Below are 17,006 nucleotides of genomic sequence, written 5' to 3'. Positions count from 1 at the left end.
CTAGGCCAGGATCCCCCATCCCGCCCCGCTGCGACCAATCGACGCGCTCTATCACGACATAGACGCTAGCGATTAGACGCCACCGGCACAGGGGCCTAGGCTTGTAGGGTCAAACTGCCAGCCGGTATTCGCCCCGATGAACAGCAAGCCACCGGTCTGCGCGGCGTCCACGCCCTTTGCCCTGCCCGCCGCCAGCAACACCTACGACTATGTCCAGCTTTCCGATGCCGCCCGCGACAATACCCCGCTGGCCGAGGAAGTGGCGCTGGCGATCGTCTACAACGGCCTGAACCAGGCGGTGATGCTGGTCAGCCCGACCGACCTGGAAGACTTCGCCGTCGGCTTCAGCGTGGGCAGCGGCATCGTCGCCGGTACCGAGGAAATCTACGATGTGAAGCTCTCCGGCAGCGGTTCGGCGCTGTATGCCGACCTGGAGATCTCCAGCCGCGCTTTCTGGAACCTGAAGAATCAGCGCCGTCAGCTGGCCGGCACCAGCGGCTGCGGCCTATGCGGCGTCGAGGCACTGGAGCAGGCATTGCCCGAGCTGGAGGTGCTGCCCGGGGCGCCGTTGCCGCCCGCGCACTGGCTGAAGGACCTGCGCCAGCGCATCGATGCCTTCCAGCCACTGGGCCAGCACTGCGGCGCGGTGCACGCGGCACTGTTCATGGACCGCGACGGCCAGCTGCTGCTGGGCCGCGAGGACATTGGCCGGCACAACGCCCTGGACAAGCTGATCGGCGCCCTGCTGCGCCAGCGTATCGAGACCCAAGGGGGGCTGGCCATCGTCACCAGCCGCTGCAGCCTGGAACTGATCCAGAAGGTCCTGCGCGCCGGCATCCAGACCCTGGTGAGCCTTTCCGCGCCCACCGGCCTGGCCCTGCAATGGGCGCGCAAGCACAACCTCAACCTCATTCATCTGCCCAAACACAGCGCACCGCGGGTGTTCAGCCCAGCGGCGGAGTAGCAACAGCCGTGACCTCCTACGAAAAACTGCCAGACAACGCCCCCGCCTCCACCCCTCGCTACAAGCCTTATCCCGGCCCCGCCGGCGGCTGGGGCGCGCTGCGCAGCGTGGCCAAGGCCTGGGTGGGCAGCGACAACGCCCTGAAGAACATCCGCGCCCTGCTCAAGACCAACCAGAACGGCGGCTTCGACTGCCCCGGCTGCGCCTGGGGCGACTCGCCCGAAAGCGGCATGGTCAAGTTCTGCGAGAACGGCGCCAAGGCGGTCAACTGGGAAGCCACCAAGCGGCGGGTGGACGCCGCGTTCTTCGCTCGCTACAGCGTGAGCGCGCTGCTTGGGCAGAGCGACTACTGGCTCGAGTATCAGGGCCGACTGACCGAGCCGATGGTCTATGACCCGATCACCGACCGCTACCGGCCGATCGACTGGGACGCTGCCTTCGCCCTGATCGCCCGGCACCTGAACAACCTGGCAAGCCCCGACCAGGCCGAGTTCTATACCTCTGGCCGGGCCAGCAACGAGGCGGCCTATCTCTATCAGCTGTTCGTGCGCGCCTACGGCACCAACAATTTCCCCGACTGTTCGAACATGTGCCACGAGGCCAGCGGTGTGGCACTGGGCCAGAGCGTTGGGGTGGGCAAGGGCACGGTCACCTACGACGATTTCGAGCACGCCGACACGATTTTCGTCTGGGGCCAGAACCCCGGCACCAACCACCCGCGGATGCTAGACCCGCTGCGCGACGCGGTGAAGCGCGGCGCCCAGGTGGTTTGCGTCAACCCGCTCAAGGAACGTGGCCTGGAGCGCTTCCAGCACCCGCAGAACCCGCTGGAGATGCTGACCAACAGTGACCGCCCGACCAATACGGCATTCTTGCGCCCGGCGCTGGGCGGCGACATGGCGCTGCTGCGCGGCATGGCCAAGTTCCTGCTGCAGTGGGAGCGCGAAGCCCAGGCCAACGGTGCGCCGGGGGTCTTCGACCATGCCTTCATCGCCGAACACGGCCATGGCATGGACGAATACCTGGCGGTGGTCGACGCCACCCCCTGGGAACAGATCCAGGCCCAGTCCGGGCTGACCCTGGCTGATATCGAACTGTCGGCACGCATGTACTGCAAAGGCAAGCGAGTGATCATGTGCTGGGCGATGGGCATCACCCAGCACCGCCATTCGGTGCCGACCATCCAGGAAATCGTCAACCTGATGCTGCTGCGCGGCAACCTCGGCGTACCGGGCGCAGGTCTGTGCCCGGTACGCGGCCACAGCAACGTGCAGGGTGATCGCACCATGGGCATCAACGAACGCCCGCCGATGTTCCTGCTCGATGCCATCGAAAAACGCTTCGGCTTCCCGGTACCGCGCCACAACGGTCACAACACCGTCGAAGCCATCCACGCCATGCTGGAAGGCCGGGCCAAGGTGTTTATCGGTTTGGGCGGCAACTTCGCCCAGGCCACGCCGGACACCGAACGCACTGCCCAGGCGCTGCGCAACTGCGAGCTGACCGTGCACATCAGCACCAAGCTCAACCGTAGCCACCTGATTCATGGCAAGCAGGCACTGATCCTGCCGTGCCTGGGCCGCACCGATATCGACCTGCAGGGCGAAGGCCCGCAGGCGGTGACGGTGGAGGACTCCTTCAGCATGGTCCACGCCTCCAACGGCCAGCTCAAGCCGCTGTCTCGACAGATGCGCTCGGAGCCAGCCGTGGTTGCCGGCATCGCCGCCGCCACCCTGGGCAAGCAGCCAGTGGACTGGCACTGGCTAGTGGCCGACTACGACCGCATCCGCGACCTGATCGCCGACACCATCCCGGGCTTCACCGACTTCAACGAGCGTCTGCGACTGCCCGGCGGCTTCTATCTCGGCAACAGCGCCGGCAGCCGCCAGTGGAAGACCGCCAGCGGCCGCGCCAACTTCAAGGCCAACCTCCTACCGGACAGCCTGCTCGACGAACGCGTGCGCGCCAGCGGCCAGCTCCCGGACCTGATCATGCAGTCGATGCGCTCGCACGATCAGTACAACACCACCATCTATGGCATGGACGACCGCTACCGCGGCGTGCGCGGCCAGCGCGACGTACTGTTCGCCAACGAAGCCGACATCGTCCGTCTGGGCTTCCAGCCGGGGCAGAAGGTCGACATCGTGTCACTGTGGGGCGATGAGCACGTACGCCGGGTGCATGGCTTCACCCTCCTGGCGTTCGACATCCCCGCCGGCCAGGCGGCGGCGTACTACCCTGAGGTGAACCCGCTGGTGCCGCTGGAGAGCATCGGTGACGGCAGCCACACGCCGACGTCGAAGTTCATCGCCATCAAGCTGGAGCGCGCGCGGGACGACGGGCGCATCATCTGATTCGCGCCCGGCAAAGCTGAACGCCGCCCACAAAAAAGCCCTGTTCCGCAACGGTTCAGGGCTTTGTCATAAGTACCTCAGACAAGCAAAAATCGAGAAAGTTTCATACACAATTCAATAACTTAGAGAATTGTGTACAACTCGTGCTACTCGTCGGATTCCGATTGCCAGCCGCTTCGCCGAGCCTCAAATTCCGCTTCGTCATCCCTCTGAGGCTCTCTTGATGAAGAAGTACTCCTCGATTCTGTTGTTGTCTTTCGGTCTGCTCAGCGGCGTTGCCATGGCAGGCGGCACCACCGAGGCCGGCATTGGCGGCGCGTTGGGTGGGGTACTGGGCTCCGTGGTGGGCAACTCGATCGGTGGCAGCACCGGCGGTGCCATCGGTGCCGGCCTGGGCGGCGCGGCCGGCGGTGCCCTGGGTGCCGACAAGCGCCAGCGCGGCGAAGCGGCCATCGGTGGCGCACTGGGCGCGGCCGGTGGCAACGTGGTTGGCCGCTCGGTGGGCGGTACCACCGGTAGCTACATCGGTGCGGCGGCCGGCGGTGGCGCCGGGGGCGCACTGGGTAACTACATGGGCAACAAGGCCGACGAAGACGAGCGCCATGAATCGCGCCGCTACCGTCGTGACTACGATGATCGCCGCCATTACGACCGCGGCCATCACTACGGCCACCGCAAGCACAAACGCCACTGGCGCCATGACTGATCGCCAGGCTTAAGCCTGACGCCTAAGGCCCTGCCCTCACCGGCAGGGCCTTTTCGTTTGCAGACAAGCCTGGGGATTAAGGGCCACCCCGATATGGAGGCCACTAGCCACTAGTTATCATCGCTGTTTCGACCACGTACAGGACGCAGGGAATGCGCGCGACCTTCACCGATCTCATCTGTCTGCCCCGAGCCAGGAGAGGCTGAAGGATGCCCAGCCGCCGCCCGCCACTGCTCAGCGAAGCCGGCTTTGCTTCGATACGCCAGCGCGTGATGCAGGCTACCGGCGTGCAACTGGCCGATGATCGCCGGGCCGTGGTCGCGGCACGTCTGCACAAGCGCCTGAAAGCGCTGGGCCTGGCTAGCTTCGAGCATTACCTCAGCTTGCTCGAAAGCCCACAGGGCACAAACGAGCACGAGCACCTGCTGCGCCTGCTGGTCGCCCGCGACAGCTACTTCTTTCGCGAACATCGCCATTTCGAATGCCTGGCCCGCTGGCTGGCCGAGCTCGACCACCCCGCTCGCCTGTGGAGCGCAGCCTGTGCCACCGGCGAGGAGGCCTGGAGCCTGGCCATGGTCGCCGCAGAAAAAGCCCGCCACCCAGGCTGGCAGCTGCTGGCCAGCGATTACGACCCGCAACTGCTGGAAACCGCAGGCGCCGGGATCTACGACATCGCCCAGGCCCGCTACTTCCCCGAGGGCTGGCTGACCCGGCACTGCCTGTGCGGTGTAGGCGAGATGGCCGGGCGACTACGCATCGCACCCGCCCTGCGCGAACAGGTACGCTTCGAGGCCATCAACCTGATCCGGCCTCTGCCTGCCCACCTCGGCAGCTTCGACGTCATCTTGTTGCGCAACCTGCTGTCGAGCCTGGCGCCACGCTACAAGAGCGAGATGCTCCAGCAGTTGCTAGCGCACCTGCGCCCCGGTGGCCTGCTGATCATCGGCCACAGCGAAAGCGTCCACGCGCTGGGCCTGCCACTGCGCCCGCTACTGCCGTCGGTGTTCGAACGCCTATGATAATAGGCACTGCCGCGCCAATCGGCAGACAAGGACTGATCGCGCAGTTGCGCGGCAGTGCGCTTTCGGATCGAGCAGGCCTGCCGCCCCCCTTCCCTTGCGAAACAGGCCCTAATCCATGCCTTGCCGAATCCTGCTTGCCGATCATTCGCCCCTCTTCCGCGCCGGCCTGCGTGCCTTGCTGGAGCAGAAGAAAGATTTCGTCGTGGTGGGCGACACCGGTGATGCCATGAATGCCGTGAGCCTGGCCGAAAAGCTCAAGCCGGACATCGTGGTGCTCGACATGAGCGGCGAACTGGACGGCCAACAGGCCCTGCAGGAACTGTTCATCCGCGCTCCCGCCAGCCGGGTGCTGATGTTCTCGCCACGCTCGGAGCTTGAGCATGTAATGAGCTGCCTGCAGCTCGGCGCCCATGGTTTCCTGCTCAAGAACGCCACGGTGACCGAGCTGGAGCAGGCCCTGCAGACCCTGCGCGGCGGTGGCCAGTACCTGTCTTCGGCGGTGCTGCCGATGGTCATCGGCCAGGCCCTCAAGCACAGCCGCAAGCGCGTTGCCAACCAGGTCCAGCCGCCGCCCCTGACCACCCGCCAGCTGGAGATCCTGCGCCTGATCGCCCGGGGCGAGACCACTCGCTCCATCGCCGACGGCCTGGGGTTGAGCATCAAGACCGTAGAGGCGCACCGCTCGCAGATCATGCACCGCCTGCAGATCCACGACGTGCCCGGCCTGGTGCTGTTCGCCGTGCGCGAAGGGATCATTCGCCTCAACGATTGAGTGACAGCCCGGCGAGGATCAGCTGCAGCGTTTCCGGCAGTGCCGCCGGGCGGCCCGACGCACGCTCGATGAACACCTGCACCACGCTGCCCGCCGCACAGGCTTCGGTCTCGCCCGGGCGGAACAGCGCCAGGCGGAACTCAACGGTGCTACCCGCCAGACGGGTCACCCCCAGGCCCACCTCAAGCACGTCGGGAAAGCCAGGCAAGGCGAAGAAGTCTGCCGCAGAACTCACGACGAAACCGACCAGCTCACCGTCGCGCAGGTCCAGCTCGGCCTGTTCGACCAGGAAAGCCTGGATCGCGGTTTCGAAGAAGGCATGCACGGTGGAGCCGGCAAGATGGCCGTTGTGGTCGTTGTCCTGGGGACGGGTGAGGATGGGATGGAAATGGGAGAAGGCGGAGCGTTGCGGAGACTCGGTCATGGGGCCATCTGCATTCTGGTGGGTACCCTGCAAGTGAAACAGATTCTGCCAGTACTGTATCGCCCCCATCGCAGACCCAACCCGTTCCTACATCGAATAACGAAAAAGCCGCCCCGAGGGGCGGCTTCCTTATCCGAACCGGCAGCAGCTTACAGCTGCGGACCAGCGGCCTTGATGGCGTCGGAAACGTCGAACTTCTTGAAGTTCTCGGTGAACAGTGTGGCCAGGCCCTTGGCAGCTTCGTCGTAGGCAGCCTTGTCAGCCCAGGTGTTGCGCGGGTTGAGCAGCTCGGTCTCGACGCCCGGAACGACCTTCGGCACGTCCAGGTTGATGATGTCCAGGTGCTCGGTCTCTGCACCGACCAGCGCGCCGCTCTGGATGGCAGCGATCACGCCACGGGTGGTGGGGATGCTGAAACGCTTGCCAACGCCGTAGCCACCACCGGTCCAGCCAGTGTTGACCAGGTAGACCTTGGAGCCGAACGCCTTGATGCGCTTGATCAGCAGCTCGGCGTAGACACCGGCTGGGCGCGGGAAGAACGGTGCGCCGAAGCAGGTGGAGAAGGTCGACTTGATGCCGCTGCCCGAACCCATTTCGGTGGAACCGACCAGTGCGGTGTAGCCGGACAGGAAGTGGTAGGCCGCCTGCTCGTTGTTCAGGATCGACACTGGCGGCAGCACGCCGGTCAGGTCGCAGGTCAGGAAGATGACCGCATTCGGCTCGCCGCCCAGGTTCTTCTCGGAGACCTTGGCTACGTGGGTCAGCGGGTAGGCTGCACGGCTGTTCTGGGTCAGGCTCACGTCGGCGTAGTCGGCGTGCTTGGCATCGTCGATGACGACGTTTTCCAGCACCGCGCCGTGCTTGATGGCTTTCCAGATGACCGGCTCGTTCTTCTCGGACAGGTCGATGCACTTGGCATAGCAACCGCCTTCGATGTTGAAGACCACGCCTTCGCCCCAACCGTGCTCGTCGTCACCGATCAGGTAACGGCTTTCGTCGGCCGACAGGGTGGTCTTGCCGGTGCCGGACAGGCCGAAGAACAGGGTGACGTCACCCGCTTCGCCGATGTTGGCGGCGCAGTGCATCGGCAGCACGTCGGCGGCCGGCAGCAGGAAGTTCTGCACAGAGAACATGGCTTTCTTCATTTCACCGGCGTAACGCATGCCGGCGATCAGCACTTTCTTCTGGGCGAAGTTGATGATCACGCAGCCGTCGGAGTTGGTGCCGTCACGCTCTGGCACGCACTCGAAGTTGGCGACGTTGAGAACCTGCCACTCATCGCGGCCAGCCGGGTTGTACTGGGCCGGGTTGATGAACAGGCAACGGCCGAACAGGTTCTGCCAGGCAGTCTGGGTGGTCATCTTGACCGGCAGGTAGTGATCGGCGGCAGCGCCTACGTGAACGTAGGAAACGAAGTGATCCTGGGCGTTGTTGAACGCCTCGACGCGGTCCCACAGGGCATCGAACTTGTCGGCCGGGAACTTGCGGTTGATCGGGCCCCAGCCAATCTGGTCCTGGGTGGAAGGTTCTTCGACGATGAAACGGTCAGCCGGCGAACGGCCGGTGCGATGACCGGTTTCCACCACCAGCGCGCCGGTATCGGCCAGCACGCCTTCACCGCGGGACAGCGCTTCTTTTACCAGCTCATCGACGCTCAGGTCGGTGTACACGGTGTTGTTGGCTTGCGTCATGAGATACCCCATCCGGCCCGAGGCCGAGTGCTCCAAACGTTTTGTAGTTGTCTCGAAAAAACTACTACAGCGAAAAAAGTGGCCGGATTATGCCAGAAAAGCCCAAAAAAAGTAGGCCCCTCCTGTCAGAACTGCGCTTTTGCGCAATTCGACAGGAGTATTTCCTGTAGTGAACCGTTTCAGTGCTGAGTTTCTGATGGCGCCTCGGTGCCACCGCCAGCAAACAATTGCGCAACATCGCTCGCGTCGAACACATAACGCTCGTTGCAGAACTGGCAATCGATCTCGACCTGGCCGCCACATTCGGCCACCAGCGCATTGGCATCCTGCTCGCCGAGGCTGACCAGGGCGTTGCCGGAGCGCTCGCGCGAGCAGCTGCAGCGGAAGCGTAGCGGCTGGATATCGAACAGGCGAACCGCGTCCTCGTGGTACAGGCGATGCAGCACGGTTTCGTTGTCCAGGCCGAGCAGTTCCTCGATCTTCACGGTGTTGGCCAGGGCCTTGACGTGGGCCCAGCTTTCCTCGCGCTCCTCGCTGTCCTTGTGGATCTCGGCCGGCAGCTGCTGCACCAGCAGGCCACGGGCGCGGGCGCCATCTGCGGCCAGGGAGATGCAGGTGTTCACCTGCTGCGACATGACGAAGTAGTTGGTGAAACACTCCGACAGGTCCTTGCCGTCCAGCTCGACGGTGCCCTGGTAACGCTGGCCGTTGACCGGAATGATGGTCAGCACCAGGTGACCACCCGGCATCAGATCGGCAAGGCTGGCATCCGCCTTGATCTGCTCGGCCTCGTAGCGCGCCAGGCCACGGATGTCGTGCTCGCTGGTGTACTCGATGGCTAGCAGCGGAACCGGGCCCTGGGACTGCGCCTGGAGCACCAGCAACCCGTCGAACTTCAGGGTGCCGACCAGCAGCGCGGCGGCGGCCATCAGTTCACCGAGCAGATGCTTTACCGGCTGCGGGTAGTCGTGCTTGGCCAGCACCTCGGCGTAGCTGCTTTCGAGCACGACCATCTCGCCGCGCACATCGCGGTCGTCGAACAGGAAGCGTTGGGTGAAATCGGTATCTGGCAAGTCGCTCATGGTTGTCTGGCTTTCTGAAAATGGTTACAAAATAATTACAGGAGACTGAAAGGTCTGTCGCAGAGCGCTCACAAGGCGCTCATTTCCTGCTGGATATCGAGGTATTTTATGGACAATCGACCACTGTTCCAAGCAAGGTGGTCCTGGGGCCCTTTGGCAGCCTGCACCCTGCTGCCCATCGCACTACTGTGTTTCTGGTTGTGGCCCGTTGGCCAGATCCTTTGCCTGACATTCGACGAGTGGCTGTTCCACAGCCTGAATGCGCCGCTGGCCGACAACACCCCCTGGCGCTACATCTGGACCGTCGGCAGCCTGCGCCCGTTCGACATCGTCGTCGGCCTGATCCTTCTGGCAGTGCTTATCCGTGGTGACTGGGTGTTCAAGGCAGTCCAGGTCCGCCAGGCCTTTTTCGGTTTTCTGATCACGCTACTCCTCTTAGTGGTGATTCGCGCGCTGTTTTCCAAGTGGGTCGATGCAGCGGGGTGGCAACACAAGAGCCCGTCGATGATGTTCGACGATGTGGTGCACCTCAGTGACTACTACCCGAACCTGGAGGCGGCCTGGGAGCTCAAGGACCGCTCGAGCAAGAGTTTCCCCGGCGATCACGCCTCGGTGCTGCTGGTCTGGGCACTGTTCATGAGCCTGTTCAGTCGTCGCCCGTTGCAGTACCTGCTCGTGTGGGGGCTGGCCCTGCTGTTCATGCTGCCGCGCCTGGTGGCCGGCGCCCACTGGGGCCAGGATGACTACATCGGTGGTTTGTTGATGGCGGTGCTGGCGTTGGGCTGGAGCTGCTACACGCCGCTGGCGGCCAAAGGCAGCGCAGCGTTGCTGCGCTGGACGACACCGCTGTTCGACCTGCTGGGCAAGTTGCCGTTGATCGGGTGGATGAGCGTGATTCGCGCCACCTGATCGTTCACGGGGGCCGCTACGCGGCCCTCGTCACTCGAAACTGCCGTGCAACTGGTGAATCTGCCGGCGCTGCTTCTTGGTCGGCCGCCCGTCGGTCGTCACGCCCATTGCCCCTGCCTTGCGCATTTCAGCGGCCTGCTCGCGGCGCTTCACACTCTCGGCGGTTTCCTCGTACAGCGTCTGTGCTTCGGGCGCGCCACGGCGCACCACCGACAACGCCCTGACCACCACGGTGCGCTCGTCGAAACCGGTGCGCAGCACGAACTCATCGCCCACCCGTGGCTCCTTGCCGGGTTTGCAGCGCTCGCCCCGGCAGTGCACCTTGCCACTTTCAATGGCCGCCTTGGCCAATGCGCGGGTCTTGTAGAAGCGCGCTGCCCATAGCCACTTGTCCAGGCGTACCTTGTCGTCGTCTTCAGGCTTTTGTGCCATGGTTTTTCCTCGAATTCTGTCTTTCACGGAACTGTACTACCGTGACTGACAGATGCAAAAAGTCCGTGCCGTCATTACAGTTCACCTCCTTATCCGCAGGGCACGCTTAGTGAAGACATTTGACCACCTGACTGTGATCGGCCTGCGTGAATGGGTCGCCCTGCCCGGCCTCGGCGTCGCCGGCCTGCGCGCCAAGATCGACACCGGGGCCAGCACCTCCAGCCTGCATGCCACGGAGGTCGAGCCGTTCGAGCGCGATGGCCAGCAATGGGTAAGATTCACCGCCCACCTGGGCTCGGTGGTGCAACTGCGCCACCGGCGCTGCGAAGCGCCCATGGTCACCATGAAGACGATCAAGAGCTCCAACGGCCATGCCCAGACCCGCTACGTGATCCGCACGCCCCTGGCGCTCGGTGACCGGGTCTGGGAGGTCGAATTCACCCTGGCCTGCCGCAAGAGCATGCGCTATCGGCTGCTGCTCGGCTCGAAGGCGCTCATCCACGGCCAACTGGTGGTCAACCCCGGCCTCAAGTACGTTCAGGACAAACCGGCCTTCGCGGCCACCCTTTCCCCTGTCACAGGTGCTGCATGAAGATCGCTGTGCTGTCGCGCAATCCGCGTCTGTATTCCACCCGCCGCCTGGTCGAGGCCGGTACCCAGCGGGGCCACGAAGTGGTGGTGATCGACACGCTCCGGGCCTATATGAACATTGCCAGCCACAAGCCGCAGATCCACTACCGCGGCAAACCCCTGGAAGGCTTCGACGCGGTCATTCCGCGCATCGGCGCATCGGTCACCTTCTATGGCTGCGCGGTGCTGCGCCAATTCGAGATGATGGGCGTCTACCCGCTCAACGAATCGGTGGCCATCGCCCGCTCGCGGGACAAGCTGCGCTCGCTGCAATTGCTGTCGCGGCGCGGTATTGGCTTGCCGGTTACCGGCTTCGCCCACTCGCCGGACGACATCCCCGACCTGATCCAGATGGTCAACGGCGCACCGCTGGTAATCAAGGTGCTCGAAGGCACACAGGGCATCGGGGTGGTGCTGTGCGAGACCACCAAGGCCGCCGAGTCGGTGATCGAGGCGTTCATGGGCCTGAAGCAGAACATCATGGTCCAGGAGTACATCAAGGAGGCCGGCGGCGCCGATATCCGCTGCTTCGTGGTCGGCGACAAGGTGATCGCCTCGATGAAGCGCCAGGCCAAGCCGGGCGAGTTCCGCTCCAACCTGCATCGCGGGGGCGTGGCCAGCCTGATCAAGATCACCCCTGAAGAACGCATGACCGCGATTCGCGCAGCCAAGGTGATGGGGCTGAGCGTGGCGGGTGTGGATATCCTGCGTTCGAATCATGGGCCGCTGGTGATGGAAGTGAACTCGTCGCCGGGCCTGGAGGGGATCGAGGTGACTACCGGCAAGGACGTGGCCGGGATGATCATCGAGCACCTGGAAAAGAACAGCGGGCCGAATCAGACGCGGACCAAGGGCAAGGGTTGATATTCCGGGGCCGCTTTGCGGCCCCGGCAATCACACGGCGTTACGCGGCAGCAACAACCCCAACGGTAATCGCACCCGCGCCTCGATCCCGCCACCGGAGCGGTTGCGCAATTCGACATTGCCACCATGCTGCGCGGCGATGCGCTTGACGATGGCCAGCCCCAGCCCGGTACCCTTGCCGCCCCGCGCACGGTCGCCACGGATGAACGGGTTGAAGATGGTCTCCAGCTCCGACTCGTCGATGCCCGTCCCCCGATCCAGCACGCTGAGCACCACATAAGGCGCGCTCTGGTCACCCGACACATAGGCCGCTACCTCGACCCCCTTGCCGGCGTGATGCAGGGCGTTGCCGATCAGGTTGCCCAGCATGCGCTTGAGCGAGACACGGCGCAGCGGGAACGGTGGAATCGGCTCCAGGCACAGGCGCACCTGCTCCTTGTGCTGGTTGTAGGGGGCCACCACCTCGTAGATCAGGTCGTTCAGGTCGACCTCCTCCACCGGTTCGTCGCGCCCGTCGCGAATGAAGGCCAGGAACTGGTCGAGGATCGCGTCCATGTCCTCGATATCGCGGACCATGTCCTCGCTGAGGTCGCTTTCGTTGCCCATCAGCGACAGCGACAGCCGCAGCCGGGTCAGCGGCGTGCGCAAGTCGTGGGAAACGCCCGCCAGCATCAGCTCGCGTTCGCGTCCAGCCTGCTCGACATCTTCGGCCATCTGGTTGAACGCCCGATACACTTCGGTCATTTCGCTGGGTGTATCACTGATCGGCAAGCGCACGCTGCGCCCCTGGCCCAGCTGGCGGGCGGCGAACACCAGGCGCTTGAGCGGCTGGTTGAGCTGGCGCACGAAGATCCAGGCCGAAGCCGTGGACAGCAAGCCGATGGCCAGGAACCAGCCAAGCACGTTCCAGATCTTCTGCCCGCGCAGCGGATGCGGATACAGCGGCACCTTGAGCCAGCCCGGGCCCAGGCTCGGGGCGTTCACCCACAGTGCGGGCGGCGCATGGATACGCAACCGCACTTCGGTGTCCTCGCCCAGCTCGGCCTGCATCTGGCGCTGGTAGATCTCGCTGTAGGGCCAGTGCTGCTCGCCCTCCGGCACGCCGGCGCCGGTCACGCGGATCAGGCCGGCGGCCTCGGCAATCTGGTCGCGGTTCTCTTCATCCGCTGCCCAATAGGCACGCAGCGTCAGGGCCACGCCGTGGCTGTACTGGCGGTCGACCAGCACGTCCTCGTTCATCAGCAGGTACACCAGCGTCAGCGCCTTGGAGAACAGCACGACGATCAGCACCAGCCAGAGGGTGCGGGCGAAGAAGCTTTGCGGGAACCAGAGAGGCGTTTTCATCGATCGACTACTGTGCTGAAAAGGCCGGTCGCCGTAGACGAAAACAGGGCGACCCGCATGGGTCGCCCTGCTGCACCCTGACGAGCCGGCAGGCTCATTTGCCGGCGTTTCCGTCCGGCACGAAGACGTAGCCCACACCCCATACGGTCTGGATGTAACGCGGCTTGGAAGGATCGGGCTCGATCATCCGGCGCAGGCGCGAGATCTGCACGTCGATGGAACGCTCAAGAGCATCCCACTCACGGCCACGGGCCAGGTTCATCAGCTTGTCGCGGGTCAGCGGCTCGCGAGCGTGCATCACCAGGGCCTTGAGCACGGCGAACTCGCCGGTGGTGAGCATGTGCGTTTCTTCACCGCGCTTGAGCTCGCGGGTGGCCAGCGACAATTCGTAGTCGCCAAAGGTGACGGTCTCTTCCTCGCTCCCCGGCGCGCCTGGCACAGCCGGGGCCTGGCGGCGCAGTACGGCCTTGACCCGGGCCACCAGCTCATCCGGGTTGAACGGCTTGGCCAGGTAGTCGTCGGCGCCAAGTTCCAGACCCTTGATACGGCTGAGCTCATCGCCCTTGGCGGTGAGCATGATGATCGGGATCTGGTTGTTCGAGGCGCGCAGGCGTTTGCAGGCGGACAGGCCGTCCTCGCCAGGCAGCATCAGGTCGAGCACCACCAGGTTGAACACTTCACGGGCCAGCAGGCGATCCATCTGTTCGACGTTGGGCACGGTGCGGACACGGAAGCCCTTGCTGGTGAAGAAGCGGTCCAGCAGGCTGCTCAGGCCCGGATCGTCGTCGACGATGAGAATCTTGTCGCCTTCTACGGCGTTTGCGGTGCTGGTCATGAATTACTCCTCTGATATCGCCGCGCATTATGGCGTAGCCATTGCCGCGCGTGCCGTGTGCATTGTTAGCAGATTTTTCCCGCCGCGCCACTGCCGCCCCATCGACGACTGGCGCCGCGCCATCACCGCAAGCCCGGCCCGATGGGTATAATGCGCGGCTTTCACCCAGTGTCGCCGGGGCTGAACGCCCACCCGCGGCCTTGCATTCACTATTTGTCAGGTGGTTTTCATGGACAGCATCAACAGCCGTATCGCCGAGGAACTGGGCGTGCGCCCACAACAGGTCGAAGCGGCCGTGGGCCTGTTGGACGAAGGATCGACCGTGCCCTTCATCGCCCGTTACCGCAAGGAAGTGACCGGCAGCCTGGACGACACCCAATTGCGCCACCTGGAAGAGCGCCTGCGCTACCTGCGCGAGCTCGACGAGCGCCGCGCCAGCATCCTGGCCAGCATCGAGGAGCAGGGCAAGCTGACTCCGGAGCTGGCCCGCGAGATCAAGCTCGCCGACACCAAGACCCGCCTCGAAGACCTCTACCTGCCGTACAAGCAGAAGCGCCGCACCAAGGGCCAGATCGCCCTGGAGGCCGGCCTGGGCGAGCTGGCCGACGGGCTGTTCAACGACCCGCAACTGAACCCGGAAGCCGAAGCCGCGCGCTTCGTCGACGCGGACAAGGGCGTGGCCGACGTCAAGGCCGCCCTGGAAGGCGCCAAGTACATCCTCATGGAGCGTTTCGCCGAAGACGCCGGCCTGCTGGACAAGCTGCGCAACTTCCTCAAGCAGGAAGCGGTACTCACCGCCCGCGTAGTCGCCGGCAAGGAAGACGAGGGCGCCAAGTTCCGCGACTACTTCGCCCATGACGAACTGCTGCGCAGCGCGCCGTCGCACCGCGCCCTGGCGATCTTCCGCGGGCGCAACGAAGGTGTGCTGAGCGCCTCGCTGAAGGTCGGCGAAGAGCTCCCGGGCACCCTGCACCCATGCGAGGTGATGATCGGCAATCATGTCGGCATCGAAAACCGCAACCGCCCCGCCGACAAGTGGCTGGGCGAGGTGGTGCGCTGGACCTGGAAGGTCAAGCTCTACACCCACCTGGAAACCGACCTGTTCGGCGAGCTGCGCGACAACGCCGAAGGCGAGGCGATCAACGTCTTCGCCCACAACCTGCACGACCTGCTGCTGGCCGCCCCGGCCGGCCCGCGCGCCACACTGGGCTTCGACCCGGGCCTGCGCACCGGCTGCAAGATTGCCGTGGTCGACGCCACCGGCAAGCTACTGGACTACACCACGGTCTACCCGCACGCGCCGAAGAATGACTGGGACCGCACCATTTCCATCATGGCCGCACTGTGCGCCAAGCACTCGGTGGAGCTGATCGCCATCGGCAACGGCACTGCCAGCCGCGAGAGCGACAAGCTGGTGGCGGAGCTGGTGAAGAAGTACCCGGCTCTGAAGATCACCAAGATCATGGTTTCCGAGGCTGGCGCTTCGGTGTACTCGGCCTCTGAACTGGCCGCCCGCGAGTTCCCGGACCTGGACGTGTCGATCCGCGGCGCGGTGTCCATCGCCCGCCGTCTGCAGGACCCGCTGGCCGAACTGGTGAAGATCGACCCGAAATCCATCGGTGTCGGCCAGTACCAGCACGACGTGTCGCAGGTGAAACTGGCCCGTGGCCTGGACGCCGTGGTCGAGGACTGCGTGAACGCCGTGGGCGTGGACGTCAACACCGCCTCGGTGGCGCTGCTGACGCGCATTTCCGGCCTCAATGCCACCCTGGCGCAGAACATCGTCGCCCACCGCGACGCCAACGGCCCGTTCGCCACCCGCGCCGCGCTGAAAAAGGTCAGCCGCCTGGGCGAGAAAACCTTCGAGCAGGCCGCCGGCTTCCTGCGTGTGATGAACGGCGACAACCCGCTGGACGCCTCGGCGGTGCACCCGGAAGCCTACCCACTGGTGCAGCGCATCGCCGCCGACACCGACCGCGACATCCGCTCGCTGATCGGCGACAGCAGCTTCCTCAAGCGCCTGGATCCGAAGAAATTCACCGACGAGTCCTTCGGCCTGCCGACCGTCACCGACATCCTCCAGGAACTCGACAAGCCAGGTCGCGACCCGCGTCCGGAGTTCAAGACTGCCACCTTCCAGGACGGCGTCGAGGACCTGAAGGACCTGGAACCCGGCATGATCCTCGAAGGCGTGGTGACCAACGTCACCAACTTCGGTGCTTTCGTCGACATCGGCGTGCACCAGGATGGCCTGGTACACATCTCGGCGCTGTCGGAGAAGTTCGTCAAGGATCCGCGTGAAGCGGTCAAGGCTGGCGACGTGGTCAAGGTCAAGGTCATGGAAGTGGACATCCCGCGCAAGCGCGTCGGCCTGTCCATGCGCATGAGCGACACCCCGGGCGAGAAGGTCGAGGGCAACCGTGGCGGCAACCGCGGCAATGGCGGCAACCGCCAGCAGCAGGCGCCTCGCCAGCGCGAGACCGCCACCGCCGCGCCGGCCAACAACGCCATGGCGGCGCTGTTCGCCAACGCCAAGCAACTGAAGAAGAAGTGATGGAAGTACCGAAGGAGTACGTCGAAAGCGCCTTCAGCCAGCTCCTCGGCTGCCGCCTGCAACGCCTGGAGACGGGTGTTGCAGAGGTGGCCCTGGCACTTGAGCCGCACCTGCGCAACCGTGGCCAGAAGCTGCACGGCGGGGCGATCTTCAGCCTGGTCGACATCGCCATGGGCCTGGCCTGCTCGGCCAGCCATGGCTTCGACCAGCAGAGCGTGACCATCGAATGCAAGATCAACTACATGCGCGCCGTCAGCGAGGGCGAGGTCGTGTGTACCGCCCGGGTGCTGCATGCGGGACGGCGCACCCTCGTGGTCGACGCCGACGTGCTCCAGGACGACAAGCTGGTGGCCAAGGCGCAGGGAACCTTCGCGGTTCTCTAGCTGATGTAGCTAAATCTGCGGTATTTTCGAGCTACTCGGG

At 64.5% G+C, this 17,006-nt stretch carries 16 protein-coding genes; 10 read left to right on the top strand and 6 right to left on the bottom strand.

From position 1 onward, the window contains the following. Positions 1 to 136: 136 nt before the first annotated feature. From fdhD to ACQ4OD_RS08435, 5 genes are all read left to right on the top strand, one after another. Positions 137 to 964, top strand: coding sequence for a formate dehydrogenase accessory sulfurtransferase FdhD (gene fdhD / locus ACQ4OD_RS08455; RefSeq protein ID WP_430944158.1), 828 nt, complete (start codon positions 137 to 139; stop codon positions 962 to 964). 8 nt (positions 965 to 972) lie between these two features. Then, complete coding sequence (locus ACQ4OD_RS08450; protein WP_198753735.1) at positions 973 to 3,318, top strand: FdhF/YdeP family oxidoreductase; 2,346 nt, start codon at positions 973 to 975, stop codon at positions 3,316 to 3,318. Between the two features lie 223 nt (positions 3,319 to 3,541). After that, complete coding sequence (locus ACQ4OD_RS08445; protein ID WP_046857505.1) at positions 3,542 to 4,024, top strand: glycine zipper domain-containing protein; 483 nt, start codon at positions 3,542 to 3,544, stop codon at positions 4,022 to 4,024. A gap of 209 nt (positions 4,025 to 4,233) precedes the next feature. Beyond that, entirely contained in the window at positions 4,234 to 5,043 is an 810-nt protein-coding gene (locus ACQ4OD_RS08440) for a CheR family methyltransferase (RefSeq protein ID WP_198753734.1), read from the top strand. A 118-nt stretch (positions 5,044 to 5,161) separates the two neighbouring features. Then, positions 5,162 to 5,818, top strand: a complete 657-nt coding sequence (locus tag ACQ4OD_RS08435) for a response regulator (protein WP_102683455.1) — start codon at positions 5,162 to 5,164, stop codon at positions 5,816 to 5,818. On the opposite strand, the gene ACQ4OD_RS08430 is transcribed toward ACQ4OD_RS08435, so the two are convergent. From ACQ4OD_RS08430 to hslO, 3 genes are all read right to left on the bottom strand, one after another. Continuing rightward, a complete protein-coding gene (locus tag ACQ4OD_RS08430; RefSeq protein ID WP_198753733.1) occupies positions 5,808 to 6,242 on the bottom strand; it encodes an acyl-CoA thioesterase in 435 nt (144 codons plus the stop codon). The two genes, ACQ4OD_RS08435 and ACQ4OD_RS08430, sit on opposite strands and share 11 nt — an antisense overlap. Before the next feature lie 149 nt (positions 6,243 to 6,391). After that, positions 6,392 to 7,933 (bottom strand): phosphoenolpyruvate carboxykinase, encoded by a 1,542-nt coding sequence (locus tag ACQ4OD_RS08425; protein ID WP_102683456.1) that lies wholly within the window; start codon positions 7,931 to 7,933, stop codon positions 6,392 to 6,394. Between the two features lie 179 nt (positions 7,934 to 8,112). Beyond that, entirely contained in the window at positions 8,113 to 9,015 is a 903-nt protein-coding gene (gene hslO / locus ACQ4OD_RS08420; protein WP_110700172.1) for an Hsp33 family molecular chaperone HslO, read from the bottom strand. A gap of 108 nt (positions 9,016 to 9,123) precedes the next feature. Here hslO and ACQ4OD_RS08415 point away from each other — a divergent pair, with 108 nt between their 5' ends. Next, positions 9,124 to 9,924, top strand: coding sequence for a phosphatase PAP2 family protein (locus ACQ4OD_RS08415; protein WP_430944157.1), 801 nt, complete (start codon positions 9,124 to 9,126; stop codon positions 9,922 to 9,924). A gap of 30 nt (positions 9,925 to 9,954) precedes the next feature. Here the strand turns inward: ACQ4OD_RS08415 and ACQ4OD_RS08410 are convergent, their stop codons facing one another. Next, complete coding sequence (locus tag ACQ4OD_RS08410; RefSeq protein WP_038707163.1) at positions 9,955 to 10,356, bottom strand: RNA-binding S4 domain-containing protein; 402 nt, start codon at positions 10,354 to 10,356, stop codon at positions 9,955 to 9,957. Between the two features lie 109 nt (positions 10,357 to 10,465). Between ACQ4OD_RS08410 and ACQ4OD_RS08405 the strand changes: the two genes are divergently transcribed. After that, positions 10,466 to 10,948, top strand: coding sequence for an ATP-dependent zinc protease family protein (locus ACQ4OD_RS08405; protein ID WP_038707162.1), 483 nt, complete (start codon positions 10,466 to 10,468; stop codon positions 10,946 to 10,948). Further along, on the top strand, positions 10,945 to 11,850 hold the full coding sequence (gene rimK / locus ACQ4OD_RS08400) for a 30S ribosomal protein S6--L-glutamate ligase (protein ID WP_046857513.1): 906 nt from the start codon (positions 10,945 to 10,947) through the stop codon (positions 11,848 to 11,850). Before ACQ4OD_RS08405 ends, rimK begins: the two co-directional genes overlap by 4 nt. Positions 11,851 to 11,880: 30 nt before the next feature. Here the strand turns inward: rimK and ACQ4OD_RS08395 are convergent, their stop codons facing one another. Together ACQ4OD_RS08395 and ompR are read right to left on the bottom strand one after the other, a co-directional pair. Further along, positions 11,881 to 13,194, bottom strand: coding sequence for an ATP-binding protein (locus ACQ4OD_RS08395; protein ID WP_102683459.1), 1,314 nt, complete (start codon positions 13,192 to 13,194; stop codon positions 11,881 to 11,883). A gap of 94 nt (positions 13,195 to 13,288) precedes the next feature. Then, positions 13,289 to 14,029 (bottom strand): osmolarity response regulator transcription factor OmpR, encoded by a 741-nt coding sequence (gene ompR, locus ACQ4OD_RS08390; RefSeq protein ID WP_046857514.1) that lies wholly within the window; start codon positions 14,027 to 14,029, stop codon positions 13,289 to 13,291. A gap of 229 nt (positions 14,030 to 14,258) precedes the next feature. On the opposite strand from ompR, the gene ACQ4OD_RS08385 reads away from it, so the two are divergent. Both ACQ4OD_RS08385 and ACQ4OD_RS08380 read left to right on the top strand, forming a co-directional pair. Next, a complete protein-coding gene (locus tag ACQ4OD_RS08385) occupies positions 14,259 to 16,583 on the top strand; it encodes a Tex family protein (protein WP_430944156.1) in 2,325 nt (774 codons plus the stop codon). After that, complete coding sequence (locus tag ACQ4OD_RS08380; protein ID WP_102683462.1) at positions 16,583 to 16,966, top strand: PaaI family thioesterase; 384 nt, start codon at positions 16,583 to 16,585, stop codon at positions 16,964 to 16,966. Before ACQ4OD_RS08385 ends, ACQ4OD_RS08380 begins: the two co-directional genes overlap by 1 nt. Positions 16,967 to 17,006: the final 40 nt, after the last annotated feature.

The sequence above is a fragment of the Pseudomonas sp. WC1 genome, assembly GCF_050586565.1.
Classification (GTDB): domain Bacteria; phylum Pseudomonadota; class Gammaproteobacteria; order Pseudomonadales; family Pseudomonadaceae; genus Aquipseudomonas.
Note: the sequence above shows the minus strand (reverse complement) of the source record. Positions and strands in the feature narration are given on the sequence as shown.

Excerpts from the sequence above, each read along its gene's own strand:
- fdhD (WP_430944158.1), top strand. The coding sequence starts at position 137 with ATGAACAGCAAGCCACCGGTCTGCGCGGCGTCCACGCCCTTTGCCCTG.
- ACQ4OD_RS08445 (WP_046857505.1), top strand. The coding sequence starts at position 3,542 with ATGAAGAAGTACTCCTCGATTCTGTTGTTGTCTTTCGGTCTGCTCAGC.
- ACQ4OD_RS08440 (WP_198753734.1), top strand. The coding sequence starts at position 4,234 with ATGCCCAGCCGCCGCCCGCCACTGCTCAGCGAAGCCGGCTTTGCTTCG.
- ACQ4OD_RS08435 (WP_102683455.1), top strand. The coding sequence starts at position 5,162 with ATGCCTTGCCGAATCCTGCTTGCCGATCATTCGCCCCTCTTCCGCGCC.
- ACQ4OD_RS08430 (WP_198753733.1), bottom strand. The coding sequence starts at position 6,242 with ATGACCGAGTCTCCGCAACGCTCCGCCTTCTCCCATTTCCATCCCATC.
- ACQ4OD_RS08425 (WP_102683456.1), bottom strand. The coding sequence starts at position 7,933 with ATGACGCAAGCCAACAACACCGTGTACACCGACCTGAGCGTCGATGAG.
- hslO (WP_110700172.1), bottom strand. The coding sequence starts at position 9,015 with ATGAGCGACTTGCCAGATACCGATTTCACCCAACGCTTCCTGTTCGAC.
- ACQ4OD_RS08415 (WP_430944157.1), top strand. The coding sequence starts at position 9,124 with ATGGACAATCGACCACTGTTCCAAGCAAGGTGGTCCTGGGGCCCTTTG.
- ACQ4OD_RS08410 (WP_038707163.1), bottom strand. The coding sequence starts at position 10,356 with ATGGCACAAAAGCCTGAAGACGACGACAAGGTACGCCTGGACAAGTGG.
- rimK (WP_046857513.1), top strand. The coding sequence starts at position 10,945 with ATGAAGATCGCTGTGCTGTCGCGCAATCCGCGTCTGTATTCCACCCGC.
- ACQ4OD_RS08395 (WP_102683459.1), bottom strand. The coding sequence starts at position 13,194 with ATGAAAACGCCTCTCTGGTTCCCGCAAAGCTTCTTCGCCCGCACCCTC.
- ompR (WP_046857514.1), bottom strand. The coding sequence starts at position 14,029 with ATGACCAGCACCGCAAACGCCGTAGAAGGCGACAAGATTCTCATCGTC.
- ACQ4OD_RS08385 (WP_430944156.1), top strand. The coding sequence starts at position 14,259 with ATGGACAGCATCAACAGCCGTATCGCCGAGGAACTGGGCGTGCGCCCA.
- ACQ4OD_RS08380 (WP_102683462.1), top strand. The coding sequence starts at position 16,583 with ATGGAAGTACCGAAGGAGTACGTCGAAAGCGCCTTCAGCCAGCTCCTC.